Source organism: Streptococcus sanguinis (genome assembly GCF_019929225.1).
Classification (GTDB): Bacteria; Bacillota; Bacilli; order Lactobacillales; family Streptococcaceae; genus Streptococcus; species Streptococcus sanguinis_J.
Genome location: NZ_JAHZPA010000001.1, coordinates 645,175 through 664,857, shown reverse-complemented (window position 1 = coordinate 664,857; position 19,683 = coordinate 645,175). Strand labels below are relative to the sequence as shown.

General features: G+C 42.0%; 21 protein-coding genes. 16 read left to right on the top strand and 5 right to left on the bottom strand.

Translation table 11 applies throughout. The features are described from left to right. Window positions 1-106: 106 nt before the first annotated feature. The 3 genes from K1I80_RS03395 to K1I80_RS03385 all read right to left on the bottom strand — a co-directional run bounded on the left by K1I80_RS03395 (window position 107) and on the right by K1I80_RS03385 (window position 4,091). The gene (locus K1I80_RS03395; RefSeq protein ID WP_223312885.1) at window positions 107-1,492 is read right to left on the bottom strand and encodes an MATE family efflux transporter; all 1,386 of its coding nucleotides are present in this window, start codon (window positions 1,490-1,492) and stop codon (window positions 107-109) included. Between the two features lie 115 nt (window positions 1,493-1,607). Further along, window positions 1,608-3,569, bottom strand: a complete 1,962-nt coding sequence (locus K1I80_RS03390; protein WP_223312886.1) for a family 20 glycosylhydrolase — start codon at window positions 3,567-3,569, stop codon at window positions 1,608-1,610. An 84-nt stretch (window positions 3,570-3,653) separates the two neighbouring features. Next, complete coding sequence (locus K1I80_RS03385; protein ID WP_223312887.1) at window positions 3,654-4,091, bottom strand: DUF3284 domain-containing protein; 438 nt, start codon at window positions 4,089-4,091, stop codon at window positions 3,654-3,656. Window positions 4,092-4,462: 371 nt separating this feature from the next. Here K1I80_RS03385 and K1I80_RS03380 point away from each other — a divergent pair, with 371 nt between their 5' ends. From K1I80_RS03380 to K1I80_RS03365, 4 genes are read left to right on the top strand one after another with little or no spacing between them, the layout of a single operon-like run. Next, on the top strand, window positions 4,463-4,795 hold the full coding sequence (locus K1I80_RS03380) for a PTS lactose/cellobiose transporter subunit IIA (RefSeq protein WP_002895529.1): 333 nt from the start codon (window positions 4,463-4,465) through the stop codon (window positions 4,793-4,795). Continuing rightward, window positions 4,792-5,082: a PTS sugar transporter subunit IIB gene (locus tag K1I80_RS03375; RefSeq protein ID WP_223312888.1), complete on the top strand. Its 291-nt coding sequence runs from the start codon at window positions 4,792-4,794 to the stop codon at window positions 5,080-5,082. The genes K1I80_RS03380 and K1I80_RS03375 overlap by 4 nt, the downstream gene beginning before the upstream one ends. A 13-nt stretch (window positions 5,083-5,095) precedes the next feature. Beyond that, window positions 5,096-6,403: a PTS sugar transporter subunit IIC gene (locus K1I80_RS03370; RefSeq protein ID WP_223312889.1), complete on the top strand. Its 1,308-nt coding sequence runs from the start codon at window positions 5,096-5,098 to the stop codon at window positions 6,401-6,403. Next, window positions 6,400-7,806 (top strand): glycoside hydrolase family 1 protein, encoded by a 1,407-nt coding sequence (locus K1I80_RS03365; protein ID WP_223312890.1) that lies wholly within the window; start codon window positions 6,400-6,402, stop codon window positions 7,804-7,806. The genes K1I80_RS03370 and K1I80_RS03365 overlap by 4 nt, the downstream gene beginning before the upstream one ends. Window positions 7,807-7,853: 47 nt before the next feature. On the opposite strand, the gene K1I80_RS03360 is transcribed toward K1I80_RS03365, so the two are convergent. Next, window positions 7,854-8,054, bottom strand: a complete 201-nt coding sequence (locus tag K1I80_RS03360; RefSeq protein ID WP_223313121.1) for a 4-oxalocrotonate tautomerase — start codon at window positions 8,052-8,054, stop codon at window positions 7,854-7,856. Window positions 8,055-8,159: 105 nt separating this feature from the next. Between K1I80_RS03360 and K1I80_RS03355 the strand changes: the two genes are divergently transcribed. The 9 genes from K1I80_RS03355 to K1I80_RS03315 all read left to right on the top strand — a co-directional run bounded on the left by K1I80_RS03355 (window position 8,160) and on the right by K1I80_RS03315 (window position 16,374). After that, entirely contained in the window at window positions 8,160-8,732 is a 573-nt protein-coding gene (locus K1I80_RS03355; protein WP_223312891.1) for a thymidine kinase, read from the top strand. A 35-nt stretch (window positions 8,733-8,767) separates the two neighbouring features. Next, on the top strand, window positions 8,768-9,847 hold the full coding sequence (gene prfA / locus K1I80_RS03350; RefSeq protein ID WP_002895522.1) for a peptide chain release factor 1: 1,080 nt from the start codon (window positions 8,768-8,770) through the stop codon (window positions 9,845-9,847). Beyond that, entirely contained in the window at window positions 9,847-10,677 is an 831-nt protein-coding gene (gene prmC, locus K1I80_RS03345; protein WP_223312892.1) for a peptide chain release factor N(5)-glutamine methyltransferase, read from the top strand. The genes prfA and prmC overlap by 1 nt, the downstream gene beginning before the upstream one ends. Next, entirely contained in the window at window positions 10,670-11,260 is a 591-nt protein-coding gene (locus K1I80_RS03340; protein WP_223312893.1) for an L-threonylcarbamoyladenylate synthase, read from the top strand. The genes prmC and K1I80_RS03340 overlap by 8 nt, the downstream gene beginning before the upstream one ends. 47 nt (window positions 11,261-11,307) lie before the next feature. Then, window positions 11,308-12,570 carry a serine hydroxymethyltransferase gene (gene glyA, locus K1I80_RS03335; RefSeq protein ID WP_223312894.1) on the top strand — a complete coding sequence of 421 codons (1,263 nt, stop codon included), beginning with the start codon at window positions 11,308-11,310 and terminating at the stop codon, window positions 12,568-12,570. Between the two features lies 1 nt (window position 12,571). After that, window positions 12,572-13,546, top strand: a complete 975-nt coding sequence (locus K1I80_RS03330; RefSeq protein ID WP_223311423.1) for a nucleoid-associated protein — start codon at window positions 12,572-12,574, stop codon at window positions 13,544-13,546. Then, window positions 13,546-14,148: a lysozyme family protein gene (locus tag K1I80_RS03325; protein ID WP_223311424.1), complete on the top strand. Its 603-nt coding sequence runs from the start codon at window positions 13,546-13,548 to the stop codon at window positions 14,146-14,148. Before K1I80_RS03330 ends, K1I80_RS03325 begins: the two co-directional genes overlap by 1 nt. A 114-nt stretch (window positions 14,149-14,262) precedes the next feature. Then, on the top strand, window positions 14,263-15,117 hold the full coding sequence (locus K1I80_RS03320; RefSeq protein ID WP_223311425.1) for an alpha/beta hydrolase: 855 nt from the start codon (window positions 14,263-14,265) through the stop codon (window positions 15,115-15,117). A 276-nt stretch (window positions 15,118-15,393) separates the two neighbouring features. After that, window positions 15,394-16,374, top strand: a complete 981-nt coding sequence (locus K1I80_RS03315) for a DUF1002 domain-containing protein (RefSeq protein ID WP_002924710.1) — start codon at window positions 15,394-15,396, stop codon at window positions 16,372-16,374. Between the two features lie 87 nt (window positions 16,375-16,461). Here K1I80_RS03315 and guaA read toward each other — a convergent pair whose 3' ends face one another. After that, the gene (gene guaA / locus K1I80_RS03310; RefSeq protein WP_002924707.1) at window positions 16,462-18,024 is read right to left on the bottom strand and encodes a glutamine-hydrolyzing GMP synthase; all 1,563 of its coding nucleotides are present in this window, start codon (window positions 18,022-18,024) and stop codon (window positions 16,462-16,464) included. Between the two features lie 238 nt (window positions 18,025-18,262). On the opposite strand from guaA, the gene K1I80_RS03305 reads away from it, so the two are divergent. The 3 genes from K1I80_RS03305 (at window position 18,263) to K1I80_RS03295 (ending at window position 19,665) form a co-directional block, all read left to right on the top strand. Continuing rightward, the gene (locus K1I80_RS03305) at window positions 18,263-18,961 is read left to right on the top strand and encodes a GntR family transcriptional regulator (protein WP_125353039.1); all 699 of its coding nucleotides are present in this window, start codon (window positions 18,263-18,265) and stop codon (window positions 18,959-18,961) included. A gap of 153 nt (window positions 18,962-19,114) precedes the next feature. After that, a complete protein-coding gene (locus tag K1I80_RS03300; RefSeq protein ID WP_032907526.1) occupies window positions 19,115-19,447 on the top strand; it encodes a putative DNA-binding protein in 333 nt (110 codons plus the stop codon). Between the two features lie 2 nt (window positions 19,448-19,449). Beyond that, on the top strand, window positions 19,450-19,665 hold the full coding sequence (locus tag K1I80_RS03295) for a 2-oxoglutarate:acceptor oxidoreductase (protein ID WP_125382231.1): 216 nt from the start codon (window positions 19,450-19,452) through the stop codon (window positions 19,663-19,665). Window positions 19,666-19,683: the final 18 nt, after the last annotated feature.

Below are 19,683 nucleotides of genomic sequence, written 5' to 3'. Positions count from 1 at the left end.
ATGTTAGAGTAGCAAACCAATAAAAAAGCACCTAACTCTCATTACCCTTTTTAGTCGGGATTTGCACTTCCGATTTCTGTGGTAATGTTGTGATTTAGATGCTTTTTTACATGCGCTCGTGCACAAGATTATGCAGCCATTTTCCTGAGAAAACACGAGGGATGCCCCAGATTGGTTTGAGAATATCTTCGCCATTTATCACAAGAAAGATTAGCCAAATGGGAGCCTGCAGGCTAACCAGGACATAGCCAAGTGGAATGCTGAAGAGCCAGACAGGTAAAATATCTAGCAGGCAGGCATAGTTGGTATCGCCTCCACTACGTAAAATCCCAACGATTAAAACAACACTAAAAGCTTTTGGAATAAACAACAGGGCATTTAACTGAATCATCAAGATGGTTAGCTGCTCTGTCTGATTGCTTAAGTTGTAGAGTTTCAGAGCTAAAGGCATAGCCCAGATGAGTAGGACGCTGACGATAAGTCCGATAAGAGGTAATAGAAGTAAGAAGCGCTTGGCATCTTGTAAGGCTTTTTCTACTTGATTCTCTCCGATGGTATTGCCTAGCATAACAGCTACAGCATTTCCCGCACCGCGTACAAAGACAAAACCAATTTGGGCAATGGCGCTAGCAATCTGGGTGGAGGCCACCACTTCAGTACCTAATAGTCCGATAATAGCCAAGCCAATTGATGTTCCAAGAGACCAGGCGCCTTCATTGAAGACGACTGGCAAGGTTTTTTTCAAAAATTGATAAACGAAGTCTTTGTGAAAGGCAAAGAGTTCAGCTATGCTAGCGGCTCCAGCCATCCTTGTTCGATAGACACCAAAGACTAACCAGCAAAGCTCCAGCAATCGAGCTATAAAGGTGGCAATAGCAGCACCAACTAGTCCAAGTTTAGGAAACCCAATCAGTCCAAAAATAAGGACGGCATTGCCAATGATATTGGTCGCCATGGATAGGAGACTTGCAAGAGTTGGTAAGAAAACTTCATTACTGCACCGACACATAGTAGCCAGAGAAGTTGTAATAGCTGTCATCAGGTAGGTCCAGGAGACGATAGATAAGTATTGGGCGCCCAACTGAATAGCTTCGGTATCATGAATATAAAAACCAATCAGTTGCTTGGGAAAAAGTAAAGCGACTAAAGTAAAGGAAGCGGAGATGAGCCCACTCAGCATATAGACTAATCCCAAGGTTTTTCTCATATCAGCAATTCGCTGGGCTCCCCAGTATTGGGCCATGAAGACAGAAGCTCCGCTACTGATACCAAACTGTACAATAGTCAAGAGAAAGAAAATCTGGTTGGCAGCACCAGCAGCTGCGATTTGTTTTTCCCCTAGCTGTCCAATCATGACAACATCAGCTAGATTGACAGCACTGGCTAGTAGAAATTGAAGAGAAAACGGTAGACTGAGACGTAAGAATTGTTTCAGAAATGTTTTCTTTTCACTCACTCTCCCACCTCCTTTCGTTTCAAATAGGATAAGCAATCAGTGTGTCCAGTAACCTTATGTCTAGAAATTTGTAGTTCTTTTTGAATTGGATGATTCTGATTCCGAATAAACTTCGCTCTTTCTACCTGATAGCTTGAAATAAGCCTCAAGTTTAGTGATAATAGGCAATTTGATCAACAAAAATTTGACAATCTTTATTAGCTTCTGTTTGAATCTCTACATTCTTCAATTCCTTTTCTGGATAAGGATTTTGGATTGGAAAGGCAAAGAAAGTCTGGCCGTCTTTTTGATAAGGTTTGGTGCTAAGCGAGACTTCAAATAATTGCTCATCTACCTTATAGATGGGTTCGCCAGGTATAGGGTTGGTATTGGTAGACCGATCCCAGTTAACACTTATTTTGCCAATGTTTTCTCCAAAGATAATAGGAACAGTAAACTCGGTTTGATCAGTATAGGTTAGTAGGATATTTCCGATTTGATAGGTTTCCATTTCAGGGAAGACACCGTCCACAAACCATTGGTATTCCACAAAATAGTCAGTAGCATAGCCAATTTCAATCCAGCTAGGATGCGCTAGTGTTTCAAGGCAGCGCGTGTGGTTTTGTAGGTCAGGATAGTGGTAATGGAAGAGATATGATAAGGTTTTATCACGGATAGTTGCATAGTCTTCATCACGATAGTCATGATTCCAAAACATCTCGTAAGCATAGGCCAAGCCGAAGAAAATGACATTTCTCTGCAGGATCACCTCGTTTAAGGTACTCCAGTTGGAGATGATAGCTCCCTTGCTCCCCTTCTTCAAATGCTCAGCCCAATGCGGAAAGAGATAGCCTTCAAAATTACCATAACGGATACTAAAGCCTTCTTCTAAAACTTCATCTTCCAGTTTTTCATCCAAACTCCAGAGCCAATGGAGAATTTCGACATCTTTGGGAATCTGGTGAATGGCTTGCCAGGTTGCCGGCATGATGCCAACTTTTTTGCCTGTATCTTTTTTGAACTGAGGAGTATACATGATGATTTCTGCTCCACCAAAAGGCCCCGCATCAGGAACGATAGCATTTTTCAGTAACTTGTCTCCCCAAATCATGGTTCGGACATTTTTCTGCTTGAGGTAGTCATAAATCTTGATAATGTCTTCTGCGAAGATGTCTGCTCCAGCCTTTCCTTTGCAGCGCTCACATATGGCAATTGAATAGTATTCATCATGCCCGATATTGATGACTTCAGGTTCAAAGACCTCAATGATTTCATCCAGAACATTAAATAGGAGTTCATAAGAAGCAGGATTTGATGGGCAGTAAGTATCCGGATAAGGATCTTCAGGGATTTCTGCGATTTCTGGGTGACCAAGCATCAGGTAGTCACAGTGGCCAAGAGAGGGAACCTCAGGAATCACTTCAAAAAATCGTTCCTTGCAGTAGAGGACCAGATCTTTCACATCATTTTGACTTAGAAACTCCCCGTCACCATTCTCCATGTGAATGGCATTCTTGTACCAAGGGAAGGTATAGTCTTGGATTTCTTTGGTCTTGCCAGAGTATTCAGCCATATCAGCACAATATTTAATCCACTCTTGATTAATTTCAGGGTGTTTTTTATATTCCATAGCACCGCCGATTTCAATCATAATCGTATTGTACTTGAAAAAAGCAAGCATATCCACAAATTGCTTGAAGAAATCCATATTCTTACGAGACGGTAAAAAGACCTTGAGGCCACGCTCAGAACAGACGGGTTCGTCGTAGGCCAAGCCATAAGGCAAGTAGCCATCCTGCAACATTTGGATAATTGAAATGGCCCCATAAAATAAGCCACGCTGGGACAAGGCATAAACGAAAATGCCGTCTTGAGCAACCTTTACGATGTGCGCTTCAGGGTTGGATGGATAGGGAAGTGAAAAGGACTGCATGACCTCTTGTCCGACTTCTCGGGAAATCCCTTCTATGAAATGAATGGCAGGGAAAGCCAGCTGGCCATCATTTCTTGCTTTTGGATGAGCCAGTAAAGTGTCGGTCAAAATAGGAAGTGGACTAAATATTTGAGTTTCTTTAGTGAAATAGCGACCGCTGTTTTCTTGTTTCCAATATTGAGGTGTGATGCCTTGTTTCATAATCTACTCCTTGAACTATCTGAATATCTGCGAGTCATAAAAAAATCCGGGCACAAAAAAGAAGGTATGGATCGGATTTTCCTGTTACTGAGTTTTCTCTTTTCTAGCCTTCTCGATTTCTCCTTGAATCTTATAAAGATTTTCCGAAAGACGACCAAAGTAGAGTAGCTCTCCCATCCACTTGATGAGCTTGCTTTTTGAATTTTTTGTCAATTTATTTTGTTCTTGTTCTAGCGTAACCTCCAGCCCTTTTGAGCAAGGCTTGGTCTTGTAGGAAGTAATCGTTTTTTCACTATGGGACGAGATTTGAATAACGTAGGTTTCATGGCGACGATAGTCCAGAATCTCATAATCAGTCTTAGTATAGACATTGTCTGACAATTTTGAGTAACGAAGTCCTTTCTTTAACCTATCTATCTTTTTTGTTTGATTGTCAGCTTGATTGATTTGATTCAGAAACTCGCTTTCCAAGAAGTCATAAAATTCGTTTGAAGTGACTTGGAGTTCTCTAATAATCTTCATAAATTAAGTATATAATAAGCCCTTGTGGAAAGTAACCCCTTTAGGGAAATGAGACGGTTTTTAGCGCTTTTTTATACTCTTTAGCTTTGTGTTATACATTATCATAAAAAACGATTATTTTTTATACACTAATTTTACGATAGGTTCTAAAATATATTAAGGGAACAATTTAAAAATAGCGAGTGCCAGCAGTAAAGCACGCAAGAAACTAATGCTTTAAATTTTTTATAACAAATTGAGTATGAATGGCATTTGAAAATGGATACACTAAGATAGAAAACTGTATATCAAGAAAATGTAAACGTTTTTGACAGTGGAATAGAGCTATAGTAAACTGTGGGTAAGAAGTCAACTGGAAAGGAGGAGCTTGTATGGAAGAATGGAATAGTTCAGCGGAGATTATTGCCATGTCCTTAATTGCTAATTCTGGTGCAGCCCGATCCTTAGCTTTTGAAGCACTTAAAAAAGCAAAACTAGCAGAATTTGATGCAGCTAAGGAATTAATGGATGAGGCAAATAGTGTTATTTTAAAGGCCCATCATTCCCAAACAGATTTATTGCAGGAAGAAGCACAAGGAAACGGTCATCAGTTGAGTATACTGCTTGTTCATGCGCAAGACCATTTTATGACCAGTCTTTTGGCCATTGACCTTATCACTGAGATGATTGAGCTGTATTCCAATCGAGAAGGAGAAAGACAATGAAAATCTTATTAATATGTGCAGCTGGTATGTCCACGAGCATCCTGATGAAAAAAATGGAGCAATATGCAAATGATCAAGGTATTGAGCTCGATATCAAAGCGGTCGGATTGATGGACTATCAAGATTATGCTCAGGATTATGATGTGATTTTATTAGGCCCTCAGGTTTCTTATAAACTTGATTCGGTCAAAGAGTCAGTATCAAAACCTGTTGCCACCATTCCAGCCATGGATTATGCAATGGGAGATTGTAAGAATATCTTTCAATTAATTAAAGCAATATCTTAAGGAGGTTTTTCTAATGGAAAAATTCTTTAACAGTAAATTTATGACCAAACTTCAGGAAATTGGTTATAAACTGGCCAACAATGTGTTTATACAGTCTTTACAAGCTGGATTAGGGTCTCTCTTGGGATTGATTACCGTGGGTTCCTTATTTCAAGTCTTAGCTGCAATTGGAAATGAAACAGCTCTAGGTTGGTTCAAAACTGGGGATGCAGTGTATAATACATTGACCTTGCCTTTCCGCTATTCGATGGATTTTATTTCTATCTGGGTTGCTATCTTCTTTGCTTATCATTATGCTAAGAATTTGAAATTGAAATCTCCTATTATGGCTGCGGTTGATACAGCAGTTACTTTCATGCTGGTAGCAGGAGCTTTTGTTGATACTGAAAAATTCTCCGGACTACAGTTAGACTATCTTGGGTCACAAGGTATGTTCATCAGCTTCTTCATCGTCTTTGTAGTCGTACAGATTGAAAAATTCTGCTATGAAAAAGATATTAAAATTAAGATGCCAGATGTAGTGCCGCAGTTCCTGCAAGATAGTTTCGGCTCTATTCTGCCGGTATTCTTCTCCATCACTCTCTTCCTCTTGCTGAATGTTGGAATTGGAGCATTGACAGCAGGAGCTTATAATGTTCCGTCTGGTTTTATGGCTCTCTTGCGTGCACCGCTTGGCGCTGTATCATCTGTACCAGGGATTGTGATGCTTTGTATGTTAGCGCTGGTTCTTTGGTGCTTCGGCATTCATGGTACTCTCATTATCATTCCAATCATTTCTCCACTTGGTATTCAAGCAGCAACAACAAATGCTGCTCTTCATGCGGCAGGTCAGCCAATGCAATTCTTCCCAGTTTTGCTCTACACTTCTATGGCTTTAGTTGGTGGTACAGGAAATACCTGGGCCCTGGTCCTGATGGGCTTGCGCTCAAAATCCAAACAAATTAGTGCCGTTTCTAAGATTTCGCTCATTCCTGGGTGGTTTGGTATCAATGAGCCGGTAACATTTGGTATGCCAATTATGTTCAACCCAATTCTTTGCATCCCTTATGTACTCAATGTGCCAATTATGATGATCTTGACTTATTTTGCTTACCAAACAGGCTTTATTATTCCTGCTTGGATAGTGGTTAGTGCACAGTTGCCAATGGGATTCAGCAACTACTTGACAACCCTTCGTTGGCAAAACTTCGTTTGGGATTATATCTTGATTTTACCAGCTATGTTAATCTACTACCCATTCTTCAAGAAATACGAAGAGCAATTGGTTAAGCAAGAAGCTGAAGCGGAAGCAATAGAAGCCAAAGGAGGTGCAGCAGCTTGATTGATGTAACAAAATTTTCCAGAGACTTTCTCTGGGGATCGGCTTCAGCTGCCTATCAAGTTGAAGGAGCTTGGGATGAAGATGGTAAGAGTCTTTCTATCTGGGACGTCTTTGTTCGCCAGCCTAATAGGACTTTTAAAAACACGACTGGCGACGTGGCAGTGGACCATTACCATCACTATAAAGAAGATGTTGAACTGATGGCAGAAATGGGTCTGAAAGCTTATCGATTTTCTATTGCTTGGACCCGTATTTTGCCTGAGGGACGAGGAGAGGTCAATCAGAAAGGGATTGAATTTTATTCAAATCTGATTGATGAACTTCTCAAATATAATATTGAACCCATTATCACAATCTATCACTGGGATTTGCCTCAAGTACTGCAAGATGAGTACGGCGGTTGGGAATCCAGAAAGATAATTGACGATTTCCTGTATTATGCAGAGGTTCTCTTCAAAAACTTTGGAGATAGAGTGAAATATTGGATTGGACTTAACGAGCAAAATGTCTTTGTTGGACTAGGTTATCGGGATGGTCGTTTTCCACCAGGAATCAAAAATATTCAGTTAATGCACCAGGTGAATCACATTGTCAACTTGGCTAATGCAACGATTATCAAACGATTCCATGATTTGAAAATAAAAGGTCAAATCGGTCCAAGCTTTGCTTTTCCTGTCCTTTATGCTCTGGATAATCAGCCAGAAAATGTTCTAGCCATGGAGAAATCTTTGGATGTCAATGTTTGGTATTGGATGGATGCTTATTTATTGGGACGTTATCCAAGGACAGCTCTAGCTTATTTGAGAAATCAATTCGGTATAGAATTAGATATCCGAGAAGGAGATTTAGAGATTTTAAAAGCTGGTCGTCCAGATTTCGTTGGTGTCAACTATTACCAATCTCATACTTTTGCTGCTAATGTACCGAATGCTGAAGCTGGTGAGCCGGACCAGTTTAAGCATGTGCCAAACGAACACTTAGAGCGTACTAGCTGGGAGTGGGAAATAGATCCAATTGGTTTACGAATTGCTTTACGGCGGATTACCAGCAGATATGACATCCCGATTATGATAACTGAAAATGGGCTAGGAGAGTATGATACCTTAACGGAAGATAGAAAGATCCATGACCCATATCGGATTGAATATCTTGATAAGCATATTACAGCTGTACAAAATGCCATAGAAGATGGTTGCCAAGTCATCGGCTATTGTACGTGGTCTTTCACAGATCTACTTTCATGGCTCAACGGCTATGGCAAGCGCTATGGATTTGTTTATGTAGACCGCGATGAGGAAGAAGGTGGTAGTCTAGAGCGGATTCGAAAAGATAGTTTTTATTGGTATCAAAAATTAATTAAAGAATTTGAGAATATAAGAGATAACAGTAGGAATCATTCATAGAAAAAAGCCAGCAGGTTAAATCTCCATAAACCGCTGGCTTGTCTTTTTTATTTTTCCCGCATTTCACCTTGTGGGAAGTAGGTTCCTTCAGGCATGTCGTTAATAATGACATGGACAGCAGACTGAGGTGCGCCTGTATTTCTGACAACGGCTTCAGTTACTTCCTTGGCAAGAGCTTTTTTCTGCTCTAGAGTGCGTCCTTCAAACAAATCAATTCTAACAAATGGCATATTTTCTGCCTCCTTTATTTCGTTATCATTATTTTATCATAAATGAGGTTTTAAAGAGTAGTGAATTATGGTAAAATAATGTGAAGTAAAAATGGAGATAGTGAATTAGCAAAGATTTAAATTATGGCTCAGTTATACTACAAATATGGCACAATGAATTCGGGCAAGACCATTGAAATTTTAAAAGTGGCCCACAATTATGAAGAACAAGGCAAGAGCGTGGTTATCATGACCTCGGCTGTTGATACACGTGACGGCTTTGGTGTCGTTTCTAGTCGTATCGGTATGAAGCGGAATGCTATGGCTATTGAAGAACAGACCGATATTTTTGGCTATATCCGGCAGCTGCCTGAAAAACCTTATTGTGTTTTGATTGATGAGGCTCAGTTCTTGAAACGCCACCATGTCTATGATTTAGCTAGAGTGGTGGATGAGTTGGATGTTCCGGTTATGGCTTTTGGTCTAAAAAATGATTTTCGCAATGAACTTTTTGAAGGCTCTAAGCACCTCTTGCTCTTGGCTGACAAGATTGAGGAGATTAAAACCATTTGCCAATATTGCTCTCGTAAGGCCACCATGGTTTTACGGACTGATAACGGAAAGCCTGTTTATGATGGTGAGCAGATCAAAATTGGCGGCCACGAGACCTATATCTCAGTCTGCCGCAAGCACTATTTTAACCCCGATATTAAGTAATCCAACGATAGAAAAAAGGAGATGATGAAAAATCTATGAACATCTATGAACAGTTACAAGCAGTTGAAGATCGCTATGAAGAACTTGGTGAACTCCTAAGCGACCCTGATGTAGTCAGCGATACCAAGCGTTTTATGGAGCTTTCTAAGGAAGAAGCCAGCACCCGCGATACAGTGACAGCTTACCGTGAGTATAAAAAAGTCCTGCAAAACATCACAGACGCTGAAGAAATGATAAAAGACGCCTCTGGTGATGCTGACTTAGAAGAAATGGCCAAGCAGGAGCTCAAAGATGCCAAGGCTGAAAAAGAAGAATACGAGGAAAAACTAAAAATCCTTCTTTTGCCTAAAGATCCAAATGACGATAAGAATATTATCCTTGAAATCCGCGGAGCTGCAGGAGGAGACGAAGCGCAGTTGTTTGCAGGAGACCTCTTGCAGATGTATCAAAAATATGCTGAAAGCCAAGGCTGGCGCTTCGAAGTCATGGAGGCCTCTTATAATGGTGTAGGCGGGATCAAGGAAGTGGTCGCTATGGTCTCAGGTCAGTCGGTCTACTCAAAGCTTAAGTATGAATCTGGCGCTCACCGCGTACAGCGGGTTCCTGTAACCGAAAGCCAAGGTCGCGTTCACACCTCGACGGCAACTGTCTTGGTTATGCCAGAAATCGAAGAAGTAGAATACGACATTGATCCTAAAGATCTGCGCGTTGACATCTACCACGCATCTGGTGCAGGCGGACAGAACGTCAATAAGGTTGCGACTGCTGTTCGTATCGTCCATCTGCCAACCAATATTAAGGTCGAAATGCAGGAAGAGCGGACCCAGCAGAAGAATAGAGATAAGGCTATGAAAATCATCCGAGCCCGCGTAGCAGACCACTTTGCTCAAATTGCTCAAGATGAGCAGGATGCAGAGCGCAAGTCCACAATTGGTACAGGCGATCGCTCAGAGCGGATTCGCACCTATAATTTCCCGCAAAACCGGGTGACAGATCACCGTATCGGTTTGACCTTGCAAAAGCTGGACACGATTTTAGCTGGCAAACTGGATGAAGTCGTTGACGCTCTGGTTCTATATGACCAAACGCAAAAACTAGAAGAGCTGAATAAATAATGATGCTGGCTCAATATTTGGCGCAGCTAGAGCAAGAGCTGCTAGCAGCGGGAGAAGAAGCAGAAAGCTTGTCTTTCGTTTATCGGGCTCTCAATATGCTCTCCTTTACCGACTTTGTTCTCAAACTTCGGACAGAAGTCAGACAGGAAGACCATAAACAGCTAAAAGCAATTCAAGAGCAGCTGCTTGCTCATAGGCCAGCCCAGTATATCATTGGGAGCAGTGACTTTCTAGGTTTGAGTCTCAAGGTTGATGAGCGTGTGTTGATTCCAAGGCCTGAGACAGAGGAGCTGGTGGAGCTGATTTTGTCAGAAAATCCTGAAAGTTCTTTGTCTGTCTTGGATATCGGAACGGGTAGCGGAGCCATTGCTCTTGCACTGGCAAATGGCCGTCCAGACTGGCAGATTACTGCTTCTGATCTATCAAGCGATGCTCTTTCCTTGGCAAGAGAAAATGCTCAGTCATGCGGACTTAACCTTGCTTTTGTCCAATCCGATTGCTTGGATGCAATCAGTGGGAACTTTGACATTATCGTCTCTAATCCGCCCTATATTTCAGAAGCGGATAAGAATGAAGTTGGACTTAACGTTCTGACCTCAGAGCCTCACATGGCCCTCTTTGCTGAGGAAGATGGCTATGCCGTCTATCGGAAAATAGCCGAGCAGGCAGGAGACTATCTGACAAAAATAGGAAAAATCTATCTGGAAATTGGTTACAAGCAAGGTGACGGTGTCAGGGAGTTGCTGGAAAAACACTTCCCTCAAAAACGAATCCGAGTCTTGAAAGATCAATTTGGCAAAGATAGAATGGTGGCGATGGACAATGGATAAGATAGAAAAGACTCTAGCAGCAGGCGGAGCAGTTGTCCTGCCCACCGAAACTGTTTATGGCCTCTTTGCCCAGGCTTTGAATGAAGAGGTTGTTGAGCGAGTCTACGAATTAAAACAAAGACCTCGCGACAAAGCTCTTAATCTTAATGTGGGTAGTTTAGAAGAGATTTATGCCTTTTCTAAGAACCAGCCCACTTATCTAGATCAACTCTACCAAGCCTTTCTACCTGGGCCGCTGACTATTATCCTCCAAGCCAATGACCGAGTGCCGACTTGGATAAATTCAGATATGAAAACTGTAGGCTTTCGGATTCCTAAACATCCGGTTACCCTAGATTTGATTCGAAAGTACGGGCCCTTGATTGGTCCATCCGCCAATCTTTCTGGAAAAGCTAGTGGAACTTCTTTCCAGCAGATTATGATGGATTTTCAAGAGGAGGTCTCAGGTGTAGAAGATGATGCTGCTCTGACAGGTCAGGATTCAACTATTCTGGACTTGTCTGGAGAAAAGGCTCTTATTTCACGCCAAGGGGCAATCACTCGCGAGGATATTCTCGCCCAAGTAAATGATATAAAATTTTAACTTTTAGGACCTAAGGTCCTATTTTCGCAAAAGAAGGGAGACACCTTATGATTTTTGACCAAGAAAACTACAAAGCATTTGACCCAGAGATTTGGGAAGCAGTTGCTAAAGAAGAAGAACGTCAGCAGCATAATATTGAGCTGATCGCTTCAGAAAATGTCGTTTCTAAAGCTGTCATGGCTGCTCAAGGTTCTATTTTGACCAATAAGTACGCTGAGGGCTACCCAGGCCGCCGTTACTATGGTGGGACAGATGTAGTGGATGTGATTGAGAGTCTGGCAATTGAGCGTGCCAAGGAAATCTTTGGTGCCAAGTTTGCTAATGTTCAGCCTCACTCAGGCAGCCAGGCTAATTGTGCTGCTTATATGGCTTTGATTGAGCCAGGTGATACAGTTATGGGTATGGATTTATCTGCGGGCGGCCACTTGACTCATGGTGCATCAGTCAGCTTCTCTGGTCAAACTTACAATTTTGTATCCTATAGTGTTGACCCAGATACGGAGTTACTTGACTTTGATGCCATCCTCCAGCAAGCCAAAGAGGTTCAGCCTAAGCTGATTGTGGCAGGTGCTTCAGCCTACTCTCATATCATTGACTTTTCAAAGTTCCGTGAAATCGCTGATGCAGTAAGTGCCAAGCTTATGGTAGATATGGCTCACATCGCTGGATTGGTCGCGGCAGGCCTCCATCCTAGCCCTGTACCTTATGCAGATATCACAACGACGACGACCCACAAGACCTTGCGCGGACCTCGCGGTGGATTGATTTTGACAAATGATGAAGAATTGGCTAAGAAAATCAACTCAGCCATCTTCCCAGGCATTCAAGGCGGACCATTGGAGCATGTCATTGCAGCCAAAGCAGTTGCATTTAAAGAAGTGCTTGACCCAGCTTTCAAGGTTTATGCCCAGCAGATTTTGGATAATGCCCAAGCTATGGCCCAAGTCTTCCGTCAGCATGATAAGTTCCGTGTGATTTCTGACGGTACTGAAAATCATCTTTTCTTGGTTGATGTCACTAAGGTTGTAGAAAATGGGAAAGTAGCGCAAAATCTCTTGGATGAGGTGAATATTACGCTTAATAAAAACTCCATCCCTTACGAGACTTTGTCACCATTTAAGACTAGCGGAATTCGTATCGGTACTGCAGCTATTGCAGCTCGAGGCTTTGGTGTAACAGAAAGCATCAAGGTAGCCGAGCTCATTATCAAGGCTCTGGAAAACGCTGAAAACGAAGCGGTGCTGAATCAGGTGCGGGCGGAAGTTCGTGAACTAACGGACACTTTTCCACTCTATGAGGGCTTGAACTAAGATGGATATTTACGTAAAAAAAGCGATTATTCATCAATTCAGCCCAGCTGATACCGAACTGCTGCTGGCGGATAAGTTTCTCAACATTACTCCTAAGATTGAAGAATACCTGCGCAAGAAGATTGAGCGGGTCTACTCTGACGATGCTAAAACAGGTGTTTTCGATCCCGAAAACGTCTTTTTAGCCCAGCTTTCAGACGACTTACTGGAAACATCATTGACAGTGGCTAAGCTCTGGCAGGAGGAGTTTTCTGTCAGTGAAAATCAGAAAACCAACGATCTGATTTTTGTCCAGTTTGACAAAGAAGGTGTGGAGCACTTTGCTTTTCTGCGGATTGCTCTGCGGGAAACTCTGACCCACTTAGGGGGTGAGGTGGACAATCCTATCAAGCTGACGCAGAACAATCTACCTGGCTTTGGTACAGGTGCAGACGAGGCTTTGGTCATCAATCTCAAATCTCGCAAGTACCATCTGATTGAAAAGCGCATCAAGTATAACGGTGCCTTTCTCAATTATATGTCAGACAATCTCTTGCAGGTCAATCCGACAATTTCAGCCAAGAAATCAATCAAAGCACTTGAGAAGACTGCTCAAAAAGTTGCCGAAAGTTTTAACAAAGACGATTTTCAGTTCCAGTCCAAGGTCAAATCCAGTATTTTCAAAAATCTGGAAGAAAACGACGAATTGTCGCCTGAGAAACTGGCCGATGATCTTTTTGACAGCAATCTAACTGCCCGACTTACCTTTATTGACCAAGTCAAGGAAGCTATTCCTGAGCCAGTCAAATTTGATGAGATTGATAGTAGCCGCCAGAAGAAAAAGTTCGAAAATCAGAAACTCTCCCTTTCAAACGGAATTGAGCTCATTGTTCCTAATAATATCTATCAAGACGCAGAGTCAGTAGAATTTATCCAGAACGATAATGGGACCTATTCTATTTTGATTAAGAACATCGAGGATATCCAAAATAAATAATGTTTAAATTTCTAAGAAGACTGATTTTAGTCCTTTTCGTGCTCTTTGCCGGCTACAAGATTTATCAGTTTCATCATGATGTCAAGCAGGTCATGAAGTATCAGAGCTTAGTCAGAGAAGTGCTGGACGAGCAGGATACAGCGGCCAATGAAGAATTGGTACTGGCCATGATTTATACAGAGACCAAGGGAAAAGACACTGATGTCATGCAGTCCAGTGAAAGTGCGACTGGTCAGACTAATGCTATCACGGATAACAAAGAAAGTATTCGCCAGGGCGTCCAGACCCTGTCTGATAACCTAGAGTTAGCCAGCGAGAAAAAGGTAGATGTTTGGACAGCAGTACAAGCCTATAATTTCGGTCAGTCCTATATCGACTACGTCGCTAAAAACGGTGGTGAAAATACGCTAGAGCTGGCTAAGAAATATTCCAAAGATGTAGTAGCGCCAAGTTTAGGAAATGTAACAGGCAAGACCTACGGCTACTATAACCTGATCTCTATTTTTCACGGACCAGAGCTCTATATCAACGGCGGTAATTATTATTATTCCCGTCAGGTCAAGATGAACATGCATATCATGCGCCTCTTAAAATGGTTTTAGAAAGAAGTAGTTAAGCTTCTTTCTTTTTTGATGGTGAAGTAATAATCCAGATATTTGTAACCATGATAGATACATGATATAATTTTGTACATCTATCATAAAAAGGAATGAAAAATGAACAAGAAACTTGCTTTTAAGCTCCTGATTCTGGTCTTGGTGACAATTGCCGGTCTAACAGCTTTTTACAACCATAAAGAAGCCACTAACCTCAATACAAAACAATTTGTGCAGTCAACAACGCCGACCTTGTTTTTCCACGGTTTTGGATCCAGCTCTAATTCTGAAAATCATATGGCAGAAGCAGCCAAAAAAGCTGGAGTCACTCAGACAATTATCACAGCAAATGTCAGTAAAAATGGGCAAGTAAGCTTATTAGGCGAGATACCGAAAGGTGCTATCAATCCCATTATCAAGGTAAACTATGAAGATAACCGCAATGCCGACTATTCTCAAGATGGCAAATATGCAACAGCTGTGATTCGCAAGCTACAAGAGACTTATGGATTTGATAAGATGAATCTGGTAGGCCATTCGATGGGGAATATGTCCATCCTCTTTTATATGCTGGAGAACGGTCAGGATGAAAAGCTGCCCGAGCTGCAAAAGCAGGTCAATATTGCCAACCATGTTAATGGTTTGGAAGAAAGGGACTTGCCTGAAGATTTGAGAATCCTAGACGACCAAACTGGCCAGCCTAGTGCTATGAGCCAGACTTATCAAAAACTACTGGGATTACGAGAAGTATATCCACAAGAGCAAGTTGATGTTCTAAATATTTACGGCGATTTCAAAAACGAATCCGACGGCTCCGTACTCAATACCTCTTCCCGCAGCCTCAAGTATCTCCTAGTTGAAAATGCTAAATCTTATCAGGAAAAGAAAATCACAGGTCAGTTGGCTCAGCACAGTCAATTGCATGAAAATCCAGAAGTAGACGAATTACTGATTGACTTCCTTTGGAAAAAGTAGAAAAGAGCAGTTACTGGCAAGCAAATCCAGTGACTGTTTTTTCTTTGAACTTCTTTGAGAAATGTTGTAAAATGTATCTATTATCTCAAGCCCTTAATGGATGAGATAATAATAACTCCATCATTGCAGCAACTTACCTGAAGCACTCTGAACATCAAAAGGAGCGAAAATCACAAGCTCAAGAAACAGAAATTCGAGTCACTCAGAAAGAAGTTTGCTCTATAAAAAAAGCTATAGAATTTGGGAAACTATGGCGGGAGGAAAAGAGGAAAAAATATGAAATTCAAAAAAACTTTAATGACAGCAGGAGCCTTGCTGGCTACTCTGTTTACTGTATCGACCGCAGCTGCCGATTCAAATGTTCAGAAAGTCATTGATGAGACTTACGTGCAACCTGAGTATGTGCTGGGTTATTCCTTGGATGAAAGCCAAAAACAGCAGACCTTGCAGATGCTGGGCTACAATTCATCCAGCGACAGCAAGCCTCTCAAGACCATGACTCCAGAAGTCTACTCTAAAATCATGGATGTTGCCAACGACCCTAGCCTGCAGCTTTATTCTTCTGTAAAAATCCAGAAGTTAGGCAGCAATAAGCCATTAGAGGTGAAAATTGTCACTCCGCAAAACATCACTAAGGTTACAGAAGATATGTATCGCAATGCAGCTGTTACTCTGGGTGTTCAGCACGCGCAGATTACTGTTGCAGCACCAATTCCGGTAACAGGTGAGAGCGCCTTGGCAGGGATTTACTACTCTCTAGAAGATAACGGTGCGACCATTCCTCAGGAAAATAAAAACCTAGCGCAGGAAGAACTGGCCACCCTTTCTGGTATCAATGCTGAAAACACAGGTAAGGAAGGCTATGACGCAGACAAGCTCAACGTAGCTCTGGCTGATATCAAAGCGGCTGTCGCCAATGCTAAGAAGAACAACAGCAATCTGACAGCTGATGATGTCCGTAAGATTGTTGAAGAAACCTTGAAAAACTACGGTCTGACTCAGTCAGTGACCAGTGACCAAATAAACCTCATCGTGAATTTCGCTGTCAATCTTTCAAACAGTGGAGTCATTACGGATTCTGACTTTACAAAGACACTTAGTGACTTGAAAGACAGCATTGTTTCAAAGGCAGGGGATACCTTTAACAATATTAACCTTAACTTTGATGCAAACGGCCTCCTTCAAGAAGGCGGTAATTTCTTTTCTAATATCTGGAATGCCATTGTCAACTTCTTTAAAGGATTGTTTGGCGGTTAATTCCAAGACTATGTAAAACAAGGCTAGGACATTTTAGTCCTAGCCTCGTTTGTTTTTACAGTTATCATTTAAAATAAGATTTGTTTGTTACTCCCACTCTACAGTTGCAGGTGGTTTGCTGGTAATATCGTAGACAATGCGGTTGACATGATCCACCTCGTTGACGATGCGAACAGAGATTTTTTGCAGAACATCCCAAGGAATCTTGGCAAAGTCAGCTGTCATGCCATCGATAGAAGTGATAGCGCGAATCGCAATTGTGTAGTCGTAGGTCCGACCGTCACCCATGACACCAACAGATCGGACGCCAGTGTTAACAGTAAAGTATTGCCAGATGTCGCGGTCAAGACCAGCTTTGGCGATTTCTTCGCGGAGAATAGCATCAGATTCGCGAACCGTTTCCAATTTTTCCTCAGTGATTTCTCCCATGACACGAATAGCAAGTCCTGGTCCTGGGAATGGCTGGCGCCAGACAATTTCATCAGGCATACCAAGCTCTGTACCCAAAGCACGAACTTCATCCTTATAAAGTGTGTTCAACGGCTCAATCAGCTCAAACTGCATGTCCTCCGGAAGACCACCAACGTTATGGTGAGATTTAATAGTCTGAGCAGTTTCGGTACCGGATTCGATGACATCGGTATAAAGTGTGCCCTGAGCTAAGAATTTTACATCTTTCAGTTTGCTAGCTTCGTCGTCAAAGACATAGACAAACTCGTTTCCAATGATTTTACGTTTTTGCTCTGGATCTGAGACACCAGCTAGTTTATCAAGGAAACGTTTAGCAGCATCTGCCTTAATGATATTCAAACCAAATTTGCCACCCAGCATATCCATGACCTGATCTGCTTCGCCTTTACGCAAAAGACCATGATCCACAAAGATACAGATTAGTTGATCACCGATTGCTTTCTGTAAAAGAACACCGACAACAGAAGAGTCTACGCCGCCAGAAAGTCCCAACAGCACCCTCTTGTCACCAACGGTTTGGCGGATTTTTTGAATTTCCATGTCAATGAAGTTATCCATAGACCAGTCGCCTTTGGCTCCACAAATATCAAGAGCAAAGTTGCGCAGGATATCATAACCAAACTCTGAATGACGAACCTCAGGGTGGAACTGAATGCCGTAGATTTTCTTAGTTGGATTTTCAATAGCTGCAAAAGGACAGTCAGCAGAAGTACCAGTACGGACAAAGTCAGTGGGAATTTCTGTTACTGCATCTCCGTGGCTCATAAGAACTAACTGGCTTTCAGGCGTACCGTTAAAAAGGCTGGAATTAGCAGTATGTGACAGATTTGACTGACCGTATTCACGATTTCCAGCATGACCAGCAGGAACAACCTTGCCGCCCAGCTTGTGAGTTAACAGCTGCATACCATAGCAGATTCCCAAAATCGGGATTCCCAACTCAAAAATTTCCGGATCAATATCAAAGGAGCCGTCTTCATATACAGAATTCGGACCGCCGGAAAGGATAATTCCGATAGGCTGGATAGCACGGACTTCGTCAGCGGTAATCTTGTGGCTCTTTAGCTCAGAAAAAACACCGATTTCACGAATGCGGCGTGAAATCAGCTGGTTGTACTGGCTGCCGTAATCAAGCACGATGATCTTTTCGACATCTTGCAATTCAGTTCTAGTTGTCATCTGTTCCCTTTCTTAAAAGAAGTAATCTTTTCCCCTCATTTTATCACAAAAAAGGAATTTTTCCAAGGTAATAAGGAGCAAGAGTGATGAAAAAACGAATATGAGTCTTTATTTGGCTAAACAGCTAGAATCGTGAGAAAAGCAAGCATTTGAGAGCTAATCTTTATCATTTAGTTTGACATTTGAAGTATTTGGTACTAAAATAAAGGAAGGTACCAAATAAGAAAGAAGAGTCAACATGTTGCCCGCATATATCAAAATTCATGATCAGATTAAGAAAGACATCGACGATGCCGTTTGGGAGATTGGAGAGCGCCTGCCCAGTGAGCGAGATCTAGCCGAAACCTTTAAGGTCAGCCGTATGACCCTGCGTCAGGCCATTACGCTCTTGGTTGATGAGGGGGTGCTAGAGCGTCGGGTCGGCAGTGGTACCTTCGTAGCCAGCACACGTGTTCAGGAGAAAATGCGCGGCACCACCAGCTTCACGGAAATCATGAAGGCGCAAGGCAAAACGCCATCCAGCCAGCTTATTTCTTATCGGCGTACCCTGCCCAGCGAGCAGGAAGTGGAGAAGCTAGGCATCCATAAGGCAGAAAATGTCATTCGGATGGAGCGGGTCCGCTATGCTGACGATTTGCCGGTGGTCTACGAGGTGGCTTCAATTCCAGAGAAGTTCATTAAGAATTTCAAAAAAGAAGAGGTGACCAGTCATTTCTTCCAGACCTTGCAGGAACATGGTTATAAAATCGGCAAGTCCCAGCAGACGATTTATGCTCGGCTGGCTAAGGAAAAAATCGCCAATTACCTTGATATTCCCCGCGGCCATGCTATATTAGGACTGACTCAGATTTCTTACTTTGATGACGGTACAGCTTTTGAATATGTAAAAAGCCAGTATGTCGGCGATCGTTTTGAATTTTATTTGGAAAACAATTAATTATTGCAAAACTCTTGGTTATCACTAAGAGTTTTTTTACTTGTCTTTTACACAGAAGAAAAAGCTGATTGAAGTTTTGCAATCTCATATTTCGAGTGTTTATTTCCCTTGTCAGACTAGAGTTTATCATGCTTTTCTGGTATAATGTTTCTTATGGAAATTGAAAAAACAAACCGAATGAATGCTCTCTTTGAGTTTTATGCGGCGCTTTTGACTGACAAGCAGATGAACTATATTGAACTCTACTATGCAGATGATTACAGTCTGGCGGAGATTGCCGAGGAGTTTGGTGTTAGCCGTCAGGCCGTTTATGATAATATCAAACGGACAGAGAAGATTCTGGAAGACTATGAGAAAAAGCTGCACATGTACTCGGACTACATTGTTAGAAGCCAGATATTTGACCAGATTACAGAGAAATACCCTGACGACAGCTATCTGCAGGAGCAAATTGGGATTCTGTCTGGTATTGACAACCGAGAGTGACCATGCCTAAACAAGTGATATACAAAGGAATGTCTTGTTGGTTGTTAGAGTTGGAAGAATCTTTTCCTGCCAGGGTACAAATCATCTCCCCTGACGATCTTTCTAAGGCAATGCAAGAAGGCTTCAACTGCTGGGGCTACCCAAATGAGATTATGAAAGAAGTCTCTGCTGAGGAATACGCTTGTTTAACTCGTTTTGGAAAATTTCCACTGAATTGATTGAAATAGAAACTAGGA